Origin of the sequence: Bacillus sp. FSL M7-0791, from assembly GCF_038627085.1 — a bacterium.
Classification (GTDB): Bacteria; Bacillota; Bacilli; order Bacillales; family Bacillaceae; genus Bacillus; species Bacillus safensis.
Genome location: NZ_CP152022.1, coordinates 1,529,273 through 1,549,933, shown reverse-complemented (window position 1 = coordinate 1,549,933; position 20,661 = coordinate 1,529,273). Strand labels below are relative to the sequence as shown.

Genomic DNA, 20,661 nt, shown 5'->3' with positions numbered 1-20,661 from the left:
GTTCACGCCCTCTCTTTTTTCATGGAGCTTATAATTGCATGTGCGATGTCATCCACATGCCTTGTCTCATGTGCAAGGCCTGCTTTAATGACTGATTTAGGCATTCCAAAAACAACACATGATTCTTCTTTTTCTGCAATGACTTTCGTATGACCGCTTGCGACCATTTTTTTGACACCTTCCGTACCGTCACTGCCCATTCCTGTCATAATGACAGCGATTTTCTCGTAACCCTTTATGCTGCTGATGGATTCAAATAAATAGTTAACAGACGGTTTGTGCCGGCTTTCCGTGTCTTCAGGGGACAGCCTGATAACAAGTGATCCCCCTTGGTCATGAAGTGACATATTCATTCCACCAGGAGCTATGTAAGCCACTCCATTTTTCGCGATGTCTCCATCTTGTGCTTCTTTAATCGTAATTTGTGATAAATGGTCTAACCTAGCAGCAAGTGATGCCGTAAATCCTGCCGGCATATGCTGCACAATCAATATAGGTGCCTCTATGTCCTTAGGCAGCTTCGTTACGACTCGTTGAAGTGCCCTTGGCCCTCCTGTAGATGTTCCAATAGAAATAATCTTTCGGAGTGAGGCGCCTTTTACTGTTTGCAGACGGGGTGCAGCCACTGGACTTGGCGGCTTTATCACCGGTTTAGGAGACATCTTCTCTTCAGTGCGTTTCCTTGACAGTCCTGCCGCAAGTACCCGCTCAACAATTTGCCCCCTCACTTTGTGCAAATCGAGCGAAATACTTCCCGAAGGTTTTGTCACAAAGTCGAAAGCACCGAGTTCTAAGCAATGGATAGTTAAATCTTTTCCTTGCTTTGTCTGGCTTGACACCATAATTACGGCAAGGTCGTGTTCAGCCAGAATTTGTTTTAATGCTTCTGTTCCATTTAAAACAGGCATTTCCACATCTAATGTGACAACATCTGGATTCAGTTCCTTGATCCGTTTTAAGGCATCTTCCCCATTTCGCGCCGTTCCGACGACTTCAATTTCTTGCTCAGCACTTAGAAAATCACTAATGAGTTTTCTCATAAAGGCCGAGTCATCTACTACTAGCACTCTAATCATGAGTCCACCTTCCTCCTTTTAAAAAAAGAGGACAACTTATCTATAAACGTATGCTGTTCTCTCCGTGCCTCTCTTATCTGCTGATGATATAGTGTTTCTGCCAGCATCTTAATGGTTTTACTCAGCCTTGAATGAGGCTGCTTCATATAAAATGGAATTTGTTCTGATACTGCTTTAGGAACCGCAGGATCATCAGGCACAGCGCCAGCAAATACAAGTTTTCTGTGAAGAAAAGATGTGACCACTCCTGCTAATTTCCGGTAGGTTTCAGACCCTTCTGACGGAGTTTTACACCGGTTGACAATGATTTGCACAGACCGTTCAAACTGATGAATGGCTAAGTGTTTAATCGCGCTGTAGGCATCCATGATGGATGTCGGCTCTGGCGTAGTCACAACGACTACTTCCCCTGCTGATAAGACAAATGGCAGCTGATCTTTTGACAGGCCGGCACCCATATCAAAGAAAATACAATCGAAGCCCTGCATCATTCTTTCCATCTCTTCCAAAAAGAACGACCATTGATCTTTATCTAAAGAAAACAGCTGTTCAAGTCCACTTCCACCAGAAATGTAATATAGGTTATCCGTTCCTTTTGTCATAGCTGCTTGGAAGGATTTTTTTCTAACGAGAACATCTAATATAGAGCTAGCCGATGTTTTCCCTAGTAAAATATCAATATTCCCCATCCCAAAATCAAGATCGATTACTAACACTCTTTTGCCTGTGCTTGCGATAGACAGTGCCATATTCAGTGTCAAATTCGATTTACCTACCCCGCCTTTGCCGCTCATAACAGCAATGGTTTTTGCCTGGCCGCTGACGTTAAGAGGAGCCGGTGTGATCATTTGACTCTGCTGAACTAGTTTTCTTAACCCTTCTGCTTGGTCGGGCTTCATGATTGTAAAACCATCCTTGTAAGTTCACGAGGAGAACCTTCAAGAATATCTTCAGGCACATTTTGGCCATTTGTTAAAAAACCAAGTTTGATTTGAGAGTCAGCAATGATTTGAAAAATGGTTCCCATCGTGTCCGTTTCATCTACTTTTGTAAAAATGAATTGATCGATTGGAACGTGTTCAAAGCGCTTGACCATGGCTTTCATGTCTTGATACTTCGATGTAGCACTCATGACGAGAAAACTTTGAATGCTCTCATCAAATGGAATAATGTCGGTCAGCTCTTTGATATACGCTTCTTCTTTAAAGTTACGGCCTGCTGTATCGATGAAAATATGATCATACTCTTTAAAGGTCTCTTGAGCTTTTACAAAATCCTCTCTCGAATAACAAACCTCAAGAGGTGCATTCAGCAGTTCAGCATATGTTTTCAGCTGTTCGATCGCTGCAATCCGGTACGTATCGGTTGTAATAAAAGCGATCTTTTTTTGCTGCTGAATGGCCGTTTTAGCAGCCAGCTTTGCAATTGTTGTCGTTTTACCAGCTCCAGTTGAACCGAACAGTACAATGTATTTTGAAGAAATCATCGGCTCATCAGAGGTTTTAGCTGGCAGCATATCTGTCAGCAGTTGTTCAAGTTCTTTTTCTATGTGATCTTCTTTAACCGCGCCCTTTGTTAAAAGACCTTTCAGGCATTCGTCTCGAATGGCATCATCAAGACCTTGATCCTTTAGCTTTTGATCGATTGCTATGAGAGGTTCAGGCAGAATACCCGCATGCCGTTCATTCCTCACATATTCTAAAGGATGAGTATGAGAAGGCGCTGGTTTAGCCGCCTTGGGAGCAATGGATGGCTCTTCGGGCTGCTTTTGAACTTGCTCCTTTTTTGGTAACACTGGAAGAGGAGGCACAGGGTTTAACCCTTTACCAGCTCTTTCCTCGAAATCTTGATCCAGCACTGCAATCACTTCGACCATTTGCTGTTTCTTCAAACCGAACAGTTTGCGTTTAACAACGGTTTTGGAATTTAAAATAACGGCATCTTTCCCAAGCTGCTGCCTGATTTGAATCGTTGCCTCTTGCATAGAATTTGCTGTGATTTTTTTCATTTTCATTAGATATCCACCACTCCGATGCTCTGTACTTCCACATTCGCTTCTAGTTCGTTATAAGATAGTACCGGTAAATCTGGGAAATATCTTTCTAACAACTGCTTCACGTACATTCTTATAGGAGGTGAGCATAATAGAACCGGCGTTTCCTGACGAAGCGAAAGCTGTTCAATTTCTCTCGCCACTGATTGAATCACACTTTCAGAGGATTCTGGATCTAACGATAAGTAGTTGCCATGCTCTGTCTGCTGAACGCTGTCTGCAATCACCTTTTCTACTCGGCCTGAACATGTCACGACTTTGAGTGATTCATCTTCTCTTGCATACTGTGCGGTAATCTGTCTTGCCAGCGCCTGTCTGACATACTCTGTTAATAAATCTGTATCAGTCGTTAATTTTCCGTAGTCTGCAAGCGTCTCAAAAATGGTGACAAGGTTTCGGATAGAGACCTTTTCTTTCAGCAGCTTCGCCAGTACTTTTTGAATATCACCGACTGCCAGCGGATTTGGCGTTACCTCATCCACTAAGACAGGATAACTTTCTTTCAGATGATCGATTAATTGCTTCGTTTCTTGGCGTCCGAGCAGTTCGTGTGTGTTTTGTCTAATCTTCTCTGTGATGTGAGTAGACACGACAGATGCTGGGTCCACAACCGTATAGCCTAGCATCTCAGCCTGATCTTTTTCTGCTTCGGATATCCATTTAGCCGGCAGTCCAAAGGATGGTTCGATTGTTTCAATCCCTTCAATTGGATCATCATCAGGCGTTGGGGACATCGCTAAGTAATGATCAAGCAGCAGCTCCCCTTTTGCTACTTCGTTCCCTTTAATTTTCAATCGGTATTCATTTGGGTTCAGTGCAATATTGTCCCGGATCCGGACGACTGGAATGACAAGACCCAGTTCGAGGGCAAGCTGCCTTCGGATCATCACAATTCGGTCTAACAGGTCACCGCCCTGGTTTGCATCAGCGAGCGGGATGAGGCCGTAGCCAAATTCAAATTCAATGGCATCCATTTGCAGAAGATGAATAACGCTTTCTGGACTTTTCATCTCTTCTACCTCTGCCTGTTCCTCCAGTACCTCTTCAATTTCTTCTTGGTCTTGTTTGTTTTTCGACATCATGTATGCGCCAAGTGCAAGTAAACCTGCGATAGGCCCTGTTAAAAGTATGCCGATAGGTGTAAACAGCCCAAGAAGGAAGATCGTGCCCGCTGTCACATAAAGCATGGCTGGGAATGCGAAGAGCTGACCTGTAATGTCTGACCCAAGGTTTCCATTAGAAGCTGCTCTAGTAACAACAATCCCTGTCGCCGTTGAAATGAGGAGTGCCGGAATTTGCGAAACGATTCCGTCTCCTACCGTTAATAAGGTAAAGTGGGAAGCTGATTCTTGAATCGACATGCCTTGCTGAAGCATCCCGATAATGATTCCAAATATAATATTGATGATGACGATGATAATACCTGCGATGGCGTCCCCTTTTACGAACTTACTGGCACCATCCATCGCTCCATAAAAGTCTGCTTCTCTCGCTACTTTTTCACGGCGATTTCTTGCTTCACTTTCTGTCAGCATTCCTGCATTTAAATCTGCGTCAATACTCATTTGTTTACCTGGCATCGCATCGAGTGTAAATCTTGCCGCAACCTCTGATACACGCTCTGCCCCTTTTGTGATAACAATAAACTGAATGATGATCAGGATAAGGAAAACAACAAGACCAACGAGGATATTTCCTCCAACAACAAATGAACCGAACGTTTCAACAACTTTCCCAGCATCTCCTGTTGAAAGAATAGAACGTGTTGTAGAGATGTTAAGCCCTAAACGAAACAGCGTTAAGAGCAAAAGCAATGATGGAAAAATTGAAAATTGCAGTGGTTCTTGCATGTTCATTGTGGTGAGAAGCACGATAAGCGCAAGAGAAATATTAATAATGATTAAAATACTTAATAAAACGGGCGGAAACGGTATGACCAGCATCGCCACAATTAAAATAACACTGAATAAAACAGATAAATCTCTTGCTGACATGCCTGTTCTCTCCTTTTAAAACCAAAAATTCATAAAATCTTTTGTTTCGTTTTATAGACGTAAGCTAAAATTTCTGCGATGGCCTTAAAGTATTCTTCTGGCACCGCTTGGTCGATGTCGACCTGATCATAGAGCGCGCGGGCAAGCGGCCTGTTCTCTACAGTCATGACATCATGTTCTTTCGCAATCGTTCTAATTTTCAAAGCCAAAATATCCGTTCCCTTTGCTACAACATAGGGCGCGTCCATTTTTTCTTCGTCATACTTTAAAGCAATGGCATAGTGGGTTGGGTTTGTAATGATGACGTCCGCTTTTGGGACTTCCTGCATCATCCGTCTCATGGCCATTTCCCGCTGACGCTGTTTAATCTTCGATTTGATGAGCGGGTCACCCTCAGATTTTTTATACTCATCTTTGATGTCTTGTTTAGACATCCGCAAGTTTTTTTCATAATCAAATTTCTGATACATATAATCAAGCCCTGCCAAGATCAGAAGAGCACCAGCAGCATACAATCCCATAATCAAGGTCATATTTGCGACGAAATGAAGGGTTTCCTCTGCTGTTAATAAAGGAAGCCGCAGAATTTCATCAAAGTGCATCCAAAGAGCAATAAATGTCGCAAAGCCAACAAAGCCAATTTTCAAAATGGATTTTAATAGCTCTACGAGGGCTCGAATACTGTATATCCGTTTAAACCCTTTGATTGGGTCAAGCTTTTCTAATTTCGGTTTGATCACTTCTGCTGAAAAGAGAAAGCCGACTTGTAAATAGTTACTGATAATCCCCGCCAGCATGCCAACACCAAGGATTGGCATGAGGAGGAGCCCTGTTTCCTGAAGCAATTCCAAGAATAGTTGATGAATATTAGATGTGCTAACCTTCATTAGCATGGTTGTTGAATAAAAACGTTCTATGAGCGCGATAATCCGCTCTTTCATAAAAGGCCCAATAAAAAAGAATGATAAAAAGATTAATAGAAATGAGATGGCTGTATTGACGTCGGTACTTTTGGCAACCTGTCCTTTTTTACGTGAATCCCGCCTTTTTTTCGGCGTTGCTTTTTCTGTTTTTTCACCTGCGAAAAATTGCAAGTCTAGTCTAAGCCTTGTCATCATGACGAACCACCGACCAATGCTAAGAAATTCCTCATGGTGAGTACAATCGTTTCAAATGTATTTTGGACAACACCGAAGATGACGCCCATACAGATGATGATCATGATAAAACTCACACCTATTTTAATAGGAAGTCCGACCACAAATACGTTCATTTGCGGAACTGTACGTGCCACAATCCCCAGCGCTAAATCGACTAAAAACAAACTTGCCACGACAGGTGCCGAGATTTGAAAGGCGATGATAAACATTTGGTTGAAGCTCTTTGCGATAAAGTAAGCAAAGGATTCACTGCCGAAATTCAGCGCGTATTGATCAACTGCAATGTATTGAAAGCTGTAATAGATTCCATCAAGCAGCAAGTGATGTGCGTTTGTTGCCAGCATCAACAGCAATGTGACCGTATAAAAAAACTGTCCCATCAGCGGCGTCTGCGCCCCTGTTTGCGGATCAATAATATTGGCAATCGCAAAACCCATTTGAAAATCAATGAATGAGCCGGCAATCTGAACAGCGGACACCATGATGTATGCAATCAGCCCAAGCAGCAGACCGACCATTGCTTCTTTCACCGCAAGCATCATATAAAGACCGTCTATGTCAAGTGCTGGCGGTTCCTTTATGGTGCTAAAACTAATGACAGCTAAAAACAGTGAGAATCCAACTCTGTGTACAGCTGGGATCGTTCTATGCGCTAAAAGCGGTACTGTCACAAAAAAAGCGGTGATCCGAATAAAAACTAAAAGAAAAGCAGGGAATAATTCTATGATTGACATCGCTTGTTAACCTGCAAATCGATCTAAATTCGAGAACAGCTCTGTCGTAAAGGACACGATTGTTGAAAGCATCCATGGACCAAACACAACAAGCCCAATGAGTACAGCAACAATCTTAGGAATAAACGCAAGCGTCTGTTCTTGAATTTGGGTTGTCGCCTGAAACACACTGACAATCAGTCCCACAATAAGTGCGAGCGCTAGAAGCGGCCCACTCACAAGCAATACTACATACACTGATCTTTCAGCCATCGTAATGACAAATTCTGAACTCATGTTTTAAGCACCTACTCTAAAAGCTTTGCAGCAAAGATTTAACTATCAAATACCATCCATCGACTAAAACAAATAACAATATTTTGAAAGGGAGCGATATCATAACCGGCGGAAGCATCATCATCCCCATTGACATCAGAACACTTGCGACCACCATGTCAATAATTAAAAATGGAATAAAGATCATAAAACCAATTTGAAATGCCGTCTTTAATTCTGAAATGGCAAAAGCGGGAACCATCGCCGTTAATGGAATATCTTTAATCGATTCAGGTGTATCCATTTTTGCGTAGCTAAGAAATAAAGCCAAATCTTTCTGTCTTGTATGTTTACTCATAAACTCTTTAATAGGCACTTCGGCTTTTTCATACGCCTGATTTAACGTGATGTCATCATTTAAAAGCGGCGTCAGCGCCTCTTTATTAATCTGTGAGAACGTGGGTGCCATGATAAAAAATGTGAGAAACAAAGCAAGTCCAACAAGCACTTGGTTTGGCGGCATTGAGTTGGTTGCAAGTGATGTTCTGACAAATGAAAGAACAATCACAATCCGTGTAAAACAAGTCATTAAAATGAGAATGCCCGGTGCAACCGAAAATACAGTTAAAAGTAATAGAAGACGGACAGATGTGCTGATATTTCCTGCACCGCTGGAATTAAATAAATCGATAAACTCATTCATTTTGTTTCGGGCCTTTCTTTCTGACTTCTGATTGGGTCTTTTTCAATTCGGCTAGCTGCGCCTTTAAATTGGCTGAAAAAGAAGAAGTGGTCGGCTGATCATGTTTCTTTACCTGCGATGTGAATTTTTGAACCATTTTTGGTAAATCGGTTTTGCTTTCCATCGCTTCTTCATATTGTTTCACGATTGCTTCACATTCTTGTTCATCATCAATCTCTTTTAGCAGCTGGATTGAGTCTGCTACGCCGACAACTAATACTCTTTTGCCCACTTTGATCAGCTGGACTGAACGGTTTTGTCCGACTGTCGTTCCGCCAATATTTTCAACATAGCGAAATGGTTTGAGTAAGCGGTTTTGCTTACCAACAAATCTCACCAATCCATAAATAAGCAGGATGACAAAAAGTAAGGCACCAATCATTTTGACAAAATCCATAATGGAGACAGAAGAAGAGGGAACTTCTTCTGCCGGATTCGTTTGATTGTCAGTGGTTTTCTTCTCTGTATCCTTTTTGCTTTCTTTCTCACCTTTGAGCCAGTCATTCACTGTGCCATTCTCAGGATCTTTCGTTTCGGCAAACAGTGAGGCAGGCTGCATCGTCAAGAAAAGCATAAAACTGATCATTGCTATACATATCAAACGTTTTTTCAACAAATCTTACACCCTTTTTTAGCCTAACGTTTTATTAATTGCTTCAAGTACGCGGTCTGCCTGGAATGGCTTCACGATAAAGTCTTTTGCACCTGCTTGGATTGCGTCAATAACCATTGACTGCTGTCCCATAGCAGAACACATGATGATTTTTGCTGAAGCATCGATTTGTTTAATTTCTTTTAGTGCAGTGATTCCGTCCATTTCTGGCATGGTGATATCCATTGTGACAAGATCAGGAGATGTTTCTTTGTATTTTTCAACTGCTTGTGCGCCGTTTTCTGCTTCTCCTACTACATCAAATCCGTTTTTTACAAGAATATCCTTGATCATCATTCTCATGAATGCTGCATCATCTACGATTAATACCTTAGTAGCCATTTACTTATTCTCTCCCTATATGTTTGTTTATTTTAAATTAGAAAGTCTTTCTGACTGACTTAAAATATCAGTCACACGAACACCAAAGTTCTCATCAATGACAACGACTTCCCCTTTGGCGACGATTCGTTTGTTCACTAGAATGTCTACTGGCTCACCAGCAAGTTTGTCCAGTTCAATGATACTTCCAGCTGAAAGCTCAAGAACTTCTTTCACACTGCGCTGAGTTCTTCCAAGTTCCACCGTAATGGAAAGCGGAATGTCCATCAGCATATCAAGGTTTCCAAGCTGGCTTGTTGTATGCTGAGGCTCACTGAACGATTCAAATTCAACTGGCGCCACATTTACAGGTGCTGCCGGCTTTGGCTTCGCCTGTCTTTTCGGCGGTGCTGCTTGCTGCGCTGGGGCAGACTGCGTTTGCGGTGCTGCCGGCTGAGGTTCAGGTGCACTCACTTCTTCTTGAACCGGCGCTTCTTCTTGCGCAGGATCTGTTAATTCTGCAATTAAATCCTTCGCAAATGTAATAGGATAAAGCTGCATAATATTTGAATCGATGAGTTCACCTATTTTTAATCTGAAGGATACTTTGACAAGCATTTCTTCAGCTGGAATGCGGTCTGTCCCTTCTCCTTCTTTCACATCAAGTAATTCGACGCGCGGCGGAGAAATATCAATCTTTTTATTAAAGACAGTCGACATGGATGTCGCAGCAGAACCCATCATTTGGTTCATTGCTTCTTGTACTGCACTTAAGTGAATCTCACTTAAAGAAGGGTCAGCATTTGTCCCGTCTCCGCCCATCATTAAGTCCGCAATAACTGCTGCATCTGTTTGCTGGACGACAAGCAGGTTACTTGCGCTGAAACCTTCCGTATAATTCACTTCAATAGCGACATACGGATGAGGAAATTCCTCATTCAGCATACTTTTTTGAATCACTGTAACAGTTGGAGTTGTAATCTCCACTTTTTGATTTAATAGGGTTGAAAGTGCTGTTGCAGAGCTGCCAAATGAAATATTTCCGATTTCTCCAATGGCATCTTGCTCCATTGCAGAAAGGATTGTATCAGGCTCTATATCGTCATTGCTGCCTCCTTTAAGGAGCGCATCGATTTCGTCTTGTGATAATTTACTTCCGTTATTCTCCATCTTCTTCACCTCTTATGTCGTGATCTAGAATTTGAATCGCCTGTTTCCGATTCACGCGGCCGGCCTGTCCCAAGAATTTCGGTTTATTTCCGACCATAACAGTAAGAGGCGCATTTACTGGTTTGTCCAAGGCAATACAATCACCAATTTCCAAATTCAAAAACTCTTCCACCGTCATTTCCGATTGTCCCAACTCTGCGACTACCGGTATTTTTGCCTTCATAATCCGTTTTTCAATGGCCTTTGTTTCTTGCTGTTTTGGTTCATTTCGTTCAGACTGCATCCAGTAGTGTACAGACAGCTTCGGAATAATAGGCTCTAATACAACGTGAGGAATACATAGGTTAATAACCCCGCTTACCTCGCCAATCTGTGTATTAAGAGAAATGACGACAACTGTTTCGTTTGGTGACACCATTTGAACAAACTGGGGATTTACCTCGAAATCTGCCATTTCAGGCTCGATGTCGGTTATGGACTGCCACGCTTCTCTGTAATTTTCCAAAGCTCCCTCAAACATGTTTGAGATAATCTTTGTTTCAATTTCTGTAAGTGATTCTGTCTTATTATGACTAATGCCAATCCCGCCCATCAGCCTGTCCATCATCGCATAGCCGATTGTTGGGTTTACTTCAAGCATGATTCTTCCTTCAAGCGGGCTGACATAAAATAAGTTTAATAATGTCATATTAGGAATCGAACGAATAAATTCTTCGTAAGGTACTTGGTCAACCGAGCTGACAGTAATTTGAATATATGATCTTAGCTGCGCTGAAAAATGCGTGGTGAGCAGTCTAGCGAAGTTATCATGAATCCTTGTTAAACTTCGAATCTGGTCTTTTGAAAAGCGCAGTGCACGTTTAAAGTCATACACCTTCACTTTTTTCGTCGTTTCCTCTTTTTTCAGCTCTTCTGCATCCATTTCGCCTGTTGAGATGGCGGATAATAATGCGTCGATCTCATTCTGGGAAAGCACTTCTCCTGACATTTCTTCACCTCCATCGCGTTAATTAATCGCCTCTATTGCAGATTAAAGGAGGTTATATATACTTCTCTCACCTTGCCATCTTGCAAATAGTTATTCACTTTGTTTTTGACTTGTGTTTTAAAATGTTCTCTGCCTTTTTTGCCATCAAGTTCATCTGCATTCGTGTCTGATAAAATGTCGATGACAGCATCTTTTACCTGGAAACTTCTTTTCTCAAGCTCTGATTTTGCTTTTTCAGAGTCCGTTTCAATATTCAGGACAAGTTTGACAGCATTTCCTTCAGATTTTAAATTGGTGATAATCTCAGGAATTTCAACAGAAGCTTTTACAACTTCATCTGCTGTTGGCTCTTTTTCGGCTTTTGCTTCGTCTGACCCATTCAGCAGAAAAAAGATGCCTGCTCCAATTCCGACGATGGCAATAATCATGATTAGCATTACTACGACTAATTTCTTCTTCATTCAAACTCCTCTATTCCTTGATTCAATGAAATGACTTGGATTTTTCTGTAGAAAGAAATGATTTTCTCTTGAAGCTGCTCTTCATCTTCTTTCACAACGAATTTCTTTCCATTGGCCAAAGTAATGGTCGTGTCTGGAAAACTTTCGATTTGCTCGATATGGAGAGCGTTCAGCATAAATCCTTTGCCATTTAATCTTGTTACTTCAATCATATTAAGCAGAGAAGCGAGCATCCGCTCCCCCTACCTCCTATCGTTTCAGATTCACAAGCTCTTGCAGAATTTCATCAGATGTTGTGATCGTCTTTGCATTCGATTGGAATCCGCGCTGCGCGATAATCATTTCGGTAAACTCGTCTGTTAAATCAACGTTTGACATTTCAAGTTTCCCTGTTTGGATCACGCCAGTTCCTTCTTGACCAGGTACGATAGGGTTACTTGGTGCACCTGAACTTAACGTTTGGCGGTAAAGGTTGTCACCAACTTTGTCTAATCCTCCTGCGTTACTGAAAGATACGAGTGAAATCTGTCCAACATTTCTAGATACGTTGTTTTCAACAACTGAAATTGTTCCATCTGGACCAACACTTACACTTGAAATGCCATCTGGGATCGTTATTTTTTGTCCATCCATTCCGAGAAGGTAATTTCCGTCAGTAGTCGTTAAATTTCCCTCCGAATCACGTCTAAAGTTCCCGGTTCTTGTATAAAGAACTTCTCCTTGACTTTCAATACGGAAAAATCCATCTCCATTGATATAGAAGTCGTAAGGTTCATCTGTATTTTGAGAAGATCCCGGTGACATGACTTTATCAATAGAAGCTAAAGATGATCCTAAACCAACTTGTTTTGAGTTAATTGAACCAGAATTGTTCGTTGGTCCACCTGAGCTTGAAATGGTTTGACTGACCATATCTTTAAACGTGATACGGCTTTTTTTGTATCCGTGTGTATTGACGTTGGCTACGTTATTGGCTACCACATCTAATTTTGTTTGGAAGTTTTTCATTCCGCTAATTCCTGAGTAAAGTGAGCGTAACATTTATTTTCCTCCTCGAATTACTTCGTTTTTTCTCCAACTGCTGTAACATCCCAAGGGCTGATTTTCGTACCATCTTCTAAAACAAGTAAGTATTCATTGTCTATGTTTTTAACAGACTTCACAGTGCCCGATATCTCTTTATCATCCAATTTGCCCGATACTTCTTTACCAATCCAGCCTACATATGTCGTAAACGGATCTTGGTGTGCAACAAATGTAGACATGAGCTGATTCAGCTTGGTGATCGAATCGTTCATATTGGTTTGCTGTTCTAAAGATGAAAATGTCGCAAGCTGCGTGACAAACTCACGGTCATCAAGCGGGTTTGTCGGATCTTGGTTTTGAAGCTGCGTGAGCAAAATTTTCAAGAATTGATCTTTGCCAAGCGTATCTGTTTTCTTTTCTGCTTTTGAAGAAGTGTCTGCTTGTGCGGCTGTTCTATTCGTAGCATCAACTGTTGCCATTAGATCTCCTCCTCTTCTTCATCTGACCCAACAAGAGCGTCCAGTACATCTTGGAATTCTGCTTCCTGTTCATCAGTCTGCTGGAAATTCTGTCCTTTTGGCTGCTGCTGCTTGTTTTCTTCACTAAACTGTCCAAATAACGGCTGCTCATTTGATTGAAGCGGTATATGGAAACGGTCCACTTGAACCGACATATTCGGAAGCGCCTGCTTGAGCTGCGGCAGATGATGCTCTAACAGTTCTTTCGCTGCTTGCGTCGAGGCTGTAATTTTACTCGCATACATACCGTTTTGCTTCGTTAGCTGAATGGTAATGAATCCAAGATTTTCTGGATTTAATCGAACGGTAAAACGTCCGCTTGAATTGCCAAACGGCGTGAATTTCATTTGCTTCCACGTGTTTAGAATTTGCTGATCAACTGTTCCCGGCTTTTCATCAGTCGTTTGTGTCTGCTGAACAGGAGCCGCTGACTGCAGTTGGAAAAACTGCTTATGACCTGGCAAAAGTGTATGGGTCATTATTTTTTCAGAAGCTGGTGCAGCAGCGCTTTGTCCTTTAACGACTTCTTTTTTGATGAGCCACTCAAGAGATGCATTCCCTTTTGCCGGAGAAGCGAGTGTAGATTCTTGTTTTGGAGAGATTAGTTCTTTCAACTCGCCAAGTGAAATTTTCCACTCTTTGTCAGACCCTTTCGCATTCGCCATCATATGGTCGATTAACTGATTAAAGTGCTTTAGCTCACTTTGAGTCATCGAATTCAGTTTGGACGCTGATCCCTGCGAGAAGAACTGCTCTTTTACTTGCTGAATGAGTTTTTCATCTACCCCGTTTTTCGAAAGAAAGTGGATAAAGTCTTGACCTTTTCCTTCAATATCCTGCACAAGTTTCGCATCAAAGCTTGGCGGCTGTTGATTGAGCAATTGATAGATGAAGAAGTGGACTTGTATGAGCTGTTCACTATGTTCAGAACCTGGCTTTTCAGCTTGATCACCGTAAATGGAAGATTCCATTTTTTGAAATAATTCTTCAAGTGATTTGAGATCAGATGATTCAAGCGTTTGACCCTGTAGTGTTTGAAGCGCACTTAGTAGGTCTGCGTTCATTCCTTCTTCAGGTGATTGCATCCATTTTTCAACAATTTGCATCGCATCATTGATAGAAAGAGAGGCAGCAGCGGCTGTCTCAGCATGAACAGGACCGCTTTGAGCGCCTGCTCCGCTAAGCAATTGTTTAAACAAACCTCGTGCAGATGCAGCGCTGTCTCCTTTTAGCCCTGAGAGACCTTGAGAAGATTGCTGTAAGGCTCCAATATCCAATAACTTCACTTATTGTTCACCCCCATTTTCACTTTCTTCTTTTTTGGCAAGCTCTTTTGTAAACGTTGCTGCCTTCTGAGGTGTCAGTTTTGCTAATATGTCTGTCAGTTTATTTTTGCTCAGCTCTTCAAGGATTTTTAACGCCTCTTTATCACTTAGTTCTGATAAAATTTTGGCGGATTTCCCTGGGTCCATGCTTTCATAAATGCTGGCGACCTTTCCTTTTGTCTGCTGATTAGAGGATGCCGCTGCATCAGGGGAGGTCCCTGCTGAGTTATTATCTGACGTGTTATTTGATGAGCTGTTATTCGATGAACTGTCATTGGCAGACGTATTCTTTGCATCATTTTCAGATGTTTTTTCAAGTGAATTGATTTTTTGATTCAGTCTTTTAATCTCTTCATCACTTGTTTTCAAATCTTTTTGTGCAATTTCGAGTTCATTTTTTTGCTCTTTAATGGTCTTTTTCAGTTCTTTCAACTCTGCATCGCTTTGATCATTAGGTGAAGATGACGTTTTTGAGGTGTCATCTGAACCAACTAAGCTGCTGATCACCGGAATGTTTTGGAGCGGTTTCTTTAGATCAAAACCTGCCATATAAAGGATCGTGCCAGTGACAATCACAAGCACAATCAATGGGATGATGACAATAAACAAGATCCATTGAAATTTTCCGCCGCCTGATTCCTTTGTTTTTTCCTTCTTAGGCATTCATCTCGACTCCTAATGTCCTTGAAACATGAATTGGCTGATAGAGATATCATCCATTTCTTTCATTTCAATTGCCTTATGTTCAAGGGAGAACTTTTCAAATTGCTTTTCTTTCATTTTTTCAAACTTTTTAAACTCAATGTTTTTTTCAGTTAAATCAGATTGTTTTTCATTCATTTGATGACGTTTCATGATCACAAGCTGCTGATAATGCTGAATGGTGTTATCTAAGTTGGTCACAAATTGCTGGTAATGACGCATTTCTTGAACACTCATTCCACTTCTCAGCTTTTCTTCTTTGCTTTTTTCCATTAGCTCTTTTTTACTCATATTTTCATAGAGTTTTTCAGCGACTTGCTCAAATGCCGAAACGGATTGTTGGTACGCTGCAAGTGACTTGTCTTTTTCACTTTCTTTCAGTTCTAAGAGCTTTTGAAATTTGTATTGATATCTCACTGTTTTTGTCAATCCTCTCTATTCATCAAACTGAGCAATAAACTCACACTGTCTTCAATAGATACAGCCTCTTCTACATCCTGCTTCAAAAATGAAATCAGATGAGGGTAAGCCTGCATGGCCTCATCAATATCATTGGAGGAGCCTTTTTTATACGCTCCAATATTAATGAGGTCTTCAGCGTTTTGATAAGTGGATAAAAGCTGGCGGAACCGGTTAGCCGCTTCCTTGTGATCATGACTTGCGATATTGCTCATGACACGGCTGATACTTTTCAAAATATTAACAGCGGGAAATTGTCCTTTGTTGGCTAAAGCACGATCAAGGACAATGTGGCCGTCCAGGATCCCCCTCACCGTATCAGCAATCGGTTCATTCATATCGTCCCCATCAACAAGAACTGTGTAAAACGCTGTGATGGAACCAAGCTGATTTGTCCCAGTTCGTTCGAGCAATTTTGGCAGTATAGCGAACACTGATGGTGTATATCCTTTTGTTGTTGGCGGTTCGCCAGTTGCAAGACCTATTTCCCTTTGCGCCATGGCAACCCTCGTAACAGAATCCATCATGAACATGACATTTTTGCCTCTGTCTCTGAAATATTCCGCAATGGCTGTTGCAGTATAGGCAGCTTTCAGTCTCGTCAGAGCAGGCTGGTCAGAAGTTGCGACGACAACAATTGATCGCTTCAGTCCTTCAGCACCTAAATCCTTTTCAATAAACTCACGAACTTCACGGCCACGCTCTCCAACAAGGGCAATCACATTGAGGTCTGCTTCTGTCTGCTTTGCAATCATCCCCATTAAGGTACTTTTTCCAACACCACTTCCGGCAAAAATCCCGATCCTTTGACCAGTGCCAACTGTGAGCAGACTATCAATGACTCTAACGCCGACACCCATCTTTTCTCGAATAGGCGGTCTGTCCATCGGATTTGGGGGTGATTGATCTGTCGAAACAGGTGCAAGTCCTTTCGGAAGCATACTGCCATCAAGCGGATCACCGAAGGCATCAACGACTTCACCAATTAATCCAGTCCCTACTTTGACCTTCAGCGACTCACCCGTCGCTTCCACAAGACTTCCTGGTGAAATATTGGATGCTTCTACATAAGGCATGAGCAGAATGTTTTCATCTCTAAACCCTACGACCTCTGCTTTTATCGGATGGTGCTTGCTCCCTTTTTTATGAATGAGGCACACGTCACCGATCGAACTCTCCGGCCCCTTAGATTCAATCATCAGCCCAACCACTCGGTTGACTTTTCCAAATCGTTTATAAGGATCAGCGGTTTCAATCGTTTCTTTTAACACATCCATTTTCATTTGTGATCACCTGAATCAATGACTTCTAATAATTTTTCTTTCAGCTGATTCAATTGGGTATCAACACTCGCTTCCACTTTTCCAAAACTTGTTTCTACGTAACAAGTTCCTTTTGGCGCTTTTTCATCCGAGTAAATGGCAAGATGTGTATCCTTTTGAAGGATTCTAATCAATTCGTCTTTATATTCCATCACATGCTCGTAATGTTCAGGGTCAACATAGATGGAAATATCGTTATATTCTTTCACTTCTGAAATGACCTGCTTCACAAGAGCCAAAAATTGATCTTTCGTCTCCTCAGCTGCATTCCAAACGCGTTTAGCGAGTTCAAAAGCAAGTTCCACAATTTGCTCAGCAGAGCTTTCAATTTTTTCTTCGTAGTCCTGCCTTGCAAGACCGACGATGTCATTTGCTTGATCAAGAATAGCTTGGTACTGCAAATTCGCATCTGCTTCGCCCTTTTGAAAGCCGTCTTGATAACCTGCTTGTTTCGCTTCTTCAATGAGCTGTATTCTTTCTTCTTCAAAATCAGTTCTGCGCTGATTGATTTCAGCCATTGTTTTTTCCAGCTCACTGTTTGCTTGTTCTAATATGCGGCTCGCCTGATCTTCTGCATCACTAAGTACAAGCTGTGATGCTTCGGTTTCATTGACAAGCTCTTCTTCGTGATGTTCTCTTTTAAACTCCACTTGCTGTAAAGGAATCGTTTGCCGTCCTTGTTCAGGAATAACAGATGTTTCATGTTTGATAATCCTAGACAATGATATCGTCTCCTCCGCCTCGAGCTATGACGATTTCTCCAGCTTCCTCAAGTCGTCTTACGATGCTGACAATACGGGTTTGTGCTTCCTCGACATCTCTAAGCCGGACAGGCCCCATAAACTCCATTTCTTCTTTGAATGTTTCGACCATCCGCTGTGACATGTTGCGGAAGACAATTTCTTTGACCTCTTCGCTTGCCACTTTGAGTGCGAGCAATAAGTCATCATTTTCAACATCTCTGATGACGCGCTGAATCGCTCTGCTGTCAAGAGTGACAATATCTTCAAAGACAAACATACGTTTCTTAATTTCATCAGCAAGTTCAGGATCTTGAATTTCAAGTGTGTCTAATATGGTCTTCTCCGTAGCACGGTCTACACCATTTAGCACTTCCACAACCGCTTCGACTCCGCCTGTTTGCGTGTAGTCTTGCGTAAAGGTTGAAGACAGCTTTTGTTCAAGAATGCGTTCCACCTCATTGATGATCTCTGGAGATGTGCGGTCCATTAAGGCAATACGTCTTGCAACCTCAGTTTGTACTTCCTCGCCTAACTCAGATAAAATTTGCCCAGCCTGCACTGGATCCAGGTAGGAAAGGATGAGCGCAATCGTTTGTGGATGCTCATGCTGGATAAAGTTTAAAATTTGTTCTGGTTCAGCCTTTCGAGCAAAATCAAATGGTTTGACTTGAAGAGAGGATGTTAATCGGTTTAAGATACTGTCCGCTTTGTCCTCACCAAGCGCTTTTTCAAGCACTTGTCTTGCGTACAAAAGACCGCCCTGCGATATGTAGTCCTGCGCGATGGCAATGCTGTGAAACTCTTCGATGATTTCATCTTTTTTAGCAGTATCTACACTTCGTACATTGGAAATTTCTAATGTTAATTTTTCTATTTCGTCTTCAGACAGATGTTTGTATACAGATGCTGACACGTCTAGCCCTAAGGAAATCATTAGGATTGCTGCTTTTTGTCTGCCTGTTAGTCGATTTGGATCTTTTCTCGACATGTGTATTCCTCCTAATCCTCGGACAGCCAGCTGCGTAGCAATTTAGCAAAGTCTTCTGGTTTTTCTTTTGCCATTTTTTCAAGCTGATTTTTTCTCACCATTTCTTCTGTTTCTGGTTCAGTATCGATATCAGGAACATCGATTGGTGTACGTTCATCAAACTCAAACTCTTCTTCCTCATCTCTTCTACGCTTACGTACAAGAAGAATGATAAGAGCGATAATTGCAAGTAGGAGCACACCGCCTACAATATAAACCCAGATTGGAATATTGTTTGAAGGGTTATCTGCCGCAGTTTGCTGTTTACCGTCTAATTTTGATACTGATAAAACGATTTTGTTATCTAAGTCTGCTTGAGTGAGCGCTTGACCATTTGTGTATTCTTTATCAATCGATGTGCTAATGATCGTTGAAAGAATCTTTTTGATATCATCTTGTCTTTCAGCTGTTAAAGAGTTTGCATCGTTTGCAGTTGGTGGTTCGACCAACGCTTGAATGCCAACATCTCTAATTTTATAAGGGCTTTCTTTGATATCTTTATGAATGCGGTTGACTTCATAATTGATACGATCTTCACTCTTTTCGTAATCTCCGCTTCCATTCGCTCCATCGGCACCTTGATAATTTGTGACATCATCGTCACCTGTTCCAGCGGTGCCTCCAGCTGCTGCTCCATTGCCTGAATATGTTTCAGCAATCTTTTCAGCGCTGACAGCAATCCCCTGCATGTTTTCTTTATCAACAGGTTCTACAAGGTCTTCTTTTCTTTTTTCTTCAGTAAAATCAATGTCTGTTGTGACCGATACAGCCACTTTATCTTGACCCATCATTGTTCCGAGCAGCTGTTGAATTTTTCTTTGAAGATTCTTTTCGATTTCCTCTTTTTTCTGCTGCTGTGCATCCATTCCACTTGCATAGGAATCGGAGCTGGTGTTTAAGTCGTAGTAGTTGGAATCTTGGTCCATAATAACAATGTTTTCTGTTTTTAAATTCGGCACACTTTTTGAAATAAGATGATAAAGGCCTTTTACTTGCTGCGGTGTGAGCGTGTAGCCTGGCTCAACTTGCAGCACAATGGATGCTGATGCATTACTTTGCTCTTCTCCAACAAAAACGGAATCTTTTGGCAGGTTAATCATCACTTTTGAATCTTTAATCCCATCAATCGTGTTGATCAGATTGGATAGTTCTGTCTGAGTTGCGTCTACTTTCAGAACATCAAATTCATTATCTGTTAAACCGAAGCCTGAATTGTTTGCAAAGAAGGAATAATCAATGTTGCCTGTCTTAGGGAGCCCTTCAGATGCGAGTGTTACTTTTAAAGAATCTGCTTGCTTTTCTGGAACGAGAATCGTTGTTCCATTGTTTGCAAGTTCCGATTTAACGTTTTTGCCATCTAGTTCCTGTTTGATTTGTCCAGCTTCTGCCTCAGACAAGTCTCTAAAGAGCGGAACCATTTTTTCAGAAGAAGCAAAGATGCTAACAACCGTAATAATGATTGCTAGGGCAGCAACGCCGCCAATCATAAGTATTTTTTGTAATTTTGATCGATTTCGCCAAAACTCAACTGTTTTTGTTCTTAATTGCATTAAAGTACGATTCATCTTAACCCCCGGTCATTCCATTCAGTCTTTTTTTGTCCACCAGCACCTCCTACATCTGCATTCTCATAATCTCTTGGTACGCTTCGACTGCTTTATTTCGAAACTCTGTTGCAGCTGTGAGTGTAACACTCGCTTTTTGCGAGGCAATCATGACTTCATCGAGATTGACATCTTTTCCTTGTGCAAGCGCATTTGTATACTGGTCTGATTTCAGCTGTGATTGATTTAATGCCTCAATGGAATTCTTCAGCACATCAGAGAAATTCGTTTGACTTTTAGGTGCAGCCGCCTGAACGGGCGTTGCATTCGTCAATTCACTTGCTTGCTGAGCAGTTTGAAGCTGGAAAGGAGATATTGCATTAACCAAT

At 41.7% G+C, this 20,661-nt stretch carries 24 protein-coding genes; all 24 read right to left on the bottom strand.

Going from position 1 to position 20,661, the window contains the following annotated elements:
- Positions 1–2: 2 nt before the first annotated feature.
- The 24 genes from MHI08_RS07880 to fliE are packed head-to-tail and all read right to left on the bottom strand — an operon-like array spanning position 3 to position 20,660.
- Complete coding sequence (locus tag MHI08_RS07880; protein WP_107163666.1) at positions 3–1,076, bottom strand: chemotaxis response regulator protein-glutamate methylesterase; 1,074 nt, start codon at positions 1,074–1,076, stop codon at positions 3–5.
- Positions 1,073–1,978: a MinD/ParA family protein gene (locus MHI08_RS07875; RefSeq protein WP_342500190.1), complete on the bottom strand. Its 906-nt coding sequence runs from the start codon at positions 1,976–1,978 to the stop codon at positions 1,073–1,075. The genes MHI08_RS07880 and MHI08_RS07875 overlap by 4 nt, the downstream gene beginning before the upstream one ends.
- Positions 1,972–3,090, bottom strand: coding sequence for a flagellar biosynthesis protein FlhF (flhF, locus tag MHI08_RS07870; protein ID WP_342500136.1), 1,119 nt, complete (start codon positions 3,088–3,090; stop codon positions 1,972–1,974). Before flhF ends, MHI08_RS07875 begins: the two co-directional genes overlap by 7 nt.
- Positions 3,090–5,123 (bottom strand): flagellar biosynthesis protein FlhA, encoded by a 2,034-nt coding sequence (gene flhA, locus MHI08_RS07865; protein ID WP_039178556.1) that lies wholly within the window; start codon positions 5,121–5,123, stop codon positions 3,090–3,092. The genes flhF and flhA overlap by 1 nt, the downstream gene beginning before the upstream one ends.
- Before the next feature lie 29 nt (positions 5,124–5,152).
- Complete coding sequence (gene flhB / locus MHI08_RS07860) at positions 5,153–6,241, bottom strand: flagellar biosynthesis protein FlhB (protein WP_034623630.1); 1,089 nt, start codon at positions 6,239–6,241, stop codon at positions 5,153–5,155.
- Positions 6,238–7,017, bottom strand: a complete 780-nt coding sequence (gene fliR, locus MHI08_RS07855; protein WP_025092585.1) for a flagellar biosynthetic protein FliR — start codon at positions 7,015–7,017, stop codon at positions 6,238–6,240. The genes flhB and fliR overlap by 4 nt, the downstream gene beginning before the upstream one ends.
- Before the next feature lie 6 nt (positions 7,018–7,023).
- Positions 7,024–7,293 (bottom strand): flagellar biosynthesis protein FliQ, encoded by a 270-nt coding sequence (fliQ, locus tag MHI08_RS07850; protein ID WP_003211206.1) that lies wholly within the window; start codon positions 7,291–7,293, stop codon positions 7,024–7,026.
- Positions 7,294–7,309: 16 nt separating this feature from the next.
- Positions 7,310–7,975 carry a flagellar type III secretion system pore protein FliP gene (gene fliP, locus MHI08_RS07845; protein WP_008354479.1) on the bottom strand — a complete coding sequence of 222 codons (666 nt, stop codon included), beginning with the start codon at positions 7,973–7,975 and terminating at the stop codon, positions 7,310–7,312.
- Positions 7,968–8,588, bottom strand: coding sequence for a flagella biosynthesis regulatory protein FliZ (gene fliZ / locus MHI08_RS07840; protein WP_231506887.1), 621 nt, complete (start codon positions 8,586–8,588; stop codon positions 7,968–7,970). Before fliZ ends, fliP begins: the two co-directional genes overlap by 8 nt.
- Before the next feature lie 57 nt (positions 8,589–8,645).
- On the bottom strand, positions 8,646–9,008 hold the full coding sequence (locus MHI08_RS07835) for a response regulator (protein WP_007499584.1): 363 nt from the start codon (positions 9,006–9,008) through the stop codon (positions 8,646–8,648).
- A 27-nt stretch (positions 9,009–9,035) separates the two neighbouring features.
- Positions 9,036–10,157, bottom strand: a complete 1,122-nt coding sequence (fliY, locus tag MHI08_RS07830; protein WP_025092583.1) for a flagellar motor switch phosphatase FliY — start codon at positions 10,155–10,157, stop codon at positions 9,036–9,038.
- A complete protein-coding gene (fliM, locus tag MHI08_RS07825; RefSeq protein ID WP_024424167.1) occupies positions 10,147–11,145 on the bottom strand; it encodes a flagellar motor switch protein FliM in 999 nt (332 codons plus the stop codon). The genes fliY and fliM overlap by 11 nt, the downstream gene beginning before the upstream one ends.
- A 32-nt stretch (positions 11,146–11,177) precedes the next feature.
- Positions 11,178–11,606 (bottom strand): flagellar basal body-associated protein FliL, encoded by a 429-nt coding sequence (gene fliL, locus MHI08_RS07820; RefSeq protein ID WP_342500135.1) that lies wholly within the window; start codon positions 11,604–11,606, stop codon positions 11,178–11,180.
- Positions 11,603–11,818: a flagellar FlbD family protein gene (locus tag MHI08_RS07815; protein ID WP_008344794.1), complete on the bottom strand. Its 216-nt coding sequence runs from the start codon at positions 11,816–11,818 to the stop codon at positions 11,603–11,605. The genes fliL and MHI08_RS07815 overlap by 4 nt, the downstream gene beginning before the upstream one ends.
- A 37-nt stretch (positions 11,819–11,855) precedes the next feature.
- Positions 11,856–12,647, bottom strand: a complete 792-nt coding sequence (gene flgG, locus MHI08_RS07810) for a flagellar basal body rod protein FlgG (RefSeq protein ID WP_024424169.1) — start codon at positions 12,645–12,647, stop codon at positions 11,856–11,858.
- Between the two features lie 17 nt (positions 12,648–12,664).
- On the bottom strand, positions 12,665–13,111 hold the full coding sequence (gene flgD / locus MHI08_RS07805; protein ID WP_024426978.1) for a flagellar hook assembly protein FlgD: 447 nt from the start codon (positions 13,109–13,111) through the stop codon (positions 12,665–12,667).
- Positions 13,111–14,436, bottom strand: a complete 1,326-nt coding sequence (locus MHI08_RS07800; protein ID WP_286099105.1) for a flagellar hook-length control protein FliK — start codon at positions 14,434–14,436, stop codon at positions 13,111–13,113. Before MHI08_RS07800 ends, flgD begins: the two co-directional genes overlap by 1 nt.
- Entirely contained in the window at positions 14,437–15,138 is a 702-nt protein-coding gene (locus MHI08_RS07795; protein WP_169510835.1) for a MotE family protein, read from the bottom strand.
- 12 nt (positions 15,139–15,150) lie between these two features.
- The gene (gene fliJ, locus MHI08_RS07790) at positions 15,151–15,594 is read right to left on the bottom strand and encodes a flagellar export protein FliJ (RefSeq protein WP_024424173.1); all 444 of its coding nucleotides are present in this window, start codon (positions 15,592–15,594) and stop codon (positions 15,151–15,153) included.
- An 8-nt stretch (positions 15,595–15,602) separates the two neighbouring features.
- Positions 15,603–16,919 carry a flagellar protein export ATPase FliI gene (gene fliI / locus MHI08_RS07785; protein WP_286099104.1) on the bottom strand — a complete coding sequence of 439 codons (1,317 nt, stop codon included), beginning with the start codon at positions 16,917–16,919 and terminating at the stop codon, positions 15,603–15,605.
- Complete coding sequence (gene fliH, locus MHI08_RS07780) at positions 16,916–17,680, bottom strand: flagellar assembly protein FliH (RefSeq protein WP_047202159.1); 765 nt, start codon at positions 17,678–17,680, stop codon at positions 16,916–16,918. Before fliH ends, fliI begins: the two co-directional genes overlap by 4 nt.
- Complete coding sequence (gene fliG / locus MHI08_RS07775) at positions 17,673–18,689, bottom strand: flagellar motor switch protein FliG (protein ID WP_058837706.1); 1,017 nt, start codon at positions 18,687–18,689, stop codon at positions 17,673–17,675. The genes fliH and fliG overlap by 8 nt, the downstream gene beginning before the upstream one ends.
- 11 nt (positions 18,690–18,700) lie before the next feature.
- Positions 18,701–20,293: a flagellar basal-body MS-ring/collar protein FliF gene (gene fliF, locus MHI08_RS07770; protein ID WP_039178517.1), complete on the bottom strand. Its 1,593-nt coding sequence runs from the start codon at positions 20,291–20,293 to the stop codon at positions 18,701–18,703.
- A gap of 49 nt (positions 20,294–20,342) precedes the next feature.
- Positions 20,343–20,660 carry a flagellar hook-basal body complex protein FliE gene (fliE, locus tag MHI08_RS07765; protein ID WP_024424178.1) on the bottom strand — a complete coding sequence of 106 codons (318 nt, stop codon included), beginning with the start codon at positions 20,658–20,660 and terminating at the stop codon, positions 20,343–20,345.
- Position 20,661 lies beyond the last annotated feature (1 nt).

Excerpts from the sequence above, each read along its gene's own strand:
- flgD (WP_024426978.1), bottom strand. The coding sequence starts at position 13,111 with ATGGCAACAGTTGATGCTACGAATAGAACAGCCGCACAAGCAGACACT.
- MHI08_RS07880 (WP_107163666.1), bottom strand. The coding sequence starts at position 1,076 with ATGATTAGAGTGCTAGTAGTAGATGACTCGGCCTTTATGAGAAAACTC.
- fliR (WP_025092585.1), bottom strand. The coding sequence starts at position 7,017 with ATGTCAATCATAGAATTATTCCCTGCTTTTCTTTTAGTTTTTATTCGG.
- fliP (WP_008354479.1), bottom strand. The coding sequence starts at position 7,975 with ATGAATGAGTTTATCGATTTATTTAATTCCAGCGGTGCAGGAAATATC.
- fliG (WP_058837706.1), bottom strand. The coding sequence starts at position 18,689 with ATGTCGAGAAAAGATCCAAATCGACTAACAGGCAGACAAAAAGCAGCA.
- fliY (WP_025092583.1), bottom strand. The coding sequence starts at position 10,157 with ATGGAGAATAACGGAAGTAAATTATCACAAGACGAAATCGATGCGCTC.
- fliM (WP_024424167.1), bottom strand. The coding sequence starts at position 11,145 with ATGTCAGGAGAAGTGCTTTCCCAGAATGAGATCGACGCATTATTATCC.
- flgG (WP_024424169.1), bottom strand. The coding sequence starts at position 12,647 with ATGTTACGCTCACTTTACTCAGGAATTAGCGGAATGAAAAACTTCCAA.
- MHI08_RS07835 (WP_007499584.1), bottom strand. The coding sequence starts at position 9,008 with ATGGCTACTAAGGTATTAATCGTAGATGATGCAGCATTCATGAGAATG.
- fliQ (WP_003211206.1), bottom strand. The coding sequence starts at position 7,293 with ATGAGTTCAGAATTTGTCATTACGATGGCTGAAAGATCAGTGTATGTA.
- flhF (WP_342500136.1), bottom strand. The coding sequence starts at position 3,090 with ATGAAAATGAAAAAAATCACAGCAAATTCTATGCAAGAGGCAACGATT.
- fliF (WP_039178517.1), bottom strand. The coding sequence starts at position 20,293 with ATGAATCGTACTTTAATGCAATTAAGAACAAAAACAGTTGAGTTTTGG.
- MHI08_RS07815 (WP_008344794.1), bottom strand. The coding sequence starts at position 11,818 with ATGATTGAAGTAACAAGATTAAATGGCAAAGGATTTATGCTGAACGCT.
- MHI08_RS07795 (WP_169510835.1), bottom strand. The coding sequence starts at position 15,138 with ATGCCTAAGAAGGAAAAAACAAAGGAATCAGGCGGCGGAAAATTTCAA.
- flhA (WP_039178556.1), bottom strand. The coding sequence starts at position 5,123 with ATGTCAGCAAGAGATTTATCTGTTTTATTCAGTGTTATTTTAATTGTG.
- fliZ (WP_231506887.1), bottom strand. The coding sequence starts at position 8,588 with ATGCTTTTCTTGACGATGCAGCCTGCCTCACTGTTTGCCGAAACGAAA.
- flhB (WP_034623630.1), bottom strand. The coding sequence starts at position 6,241 with ATGATGACAAGGCTTAGACTAGACTTGCAATTTTTCGCAGGTGAAAAA.
- fliI (WP_286099104.1), bottom strand. The coding sequence starts at position 16,919 with ATGAAAATGGATGTGTTAAAAGAAACGATTGAAACCGCTGATCCTTAT.
- fliL (WP_342500135.1), bottom strand. The coding sequence starts at position 11,606 with ATGAAGAAGAAATTAGTCGTAGTAATGCTAATCATGATTATTGCCATC.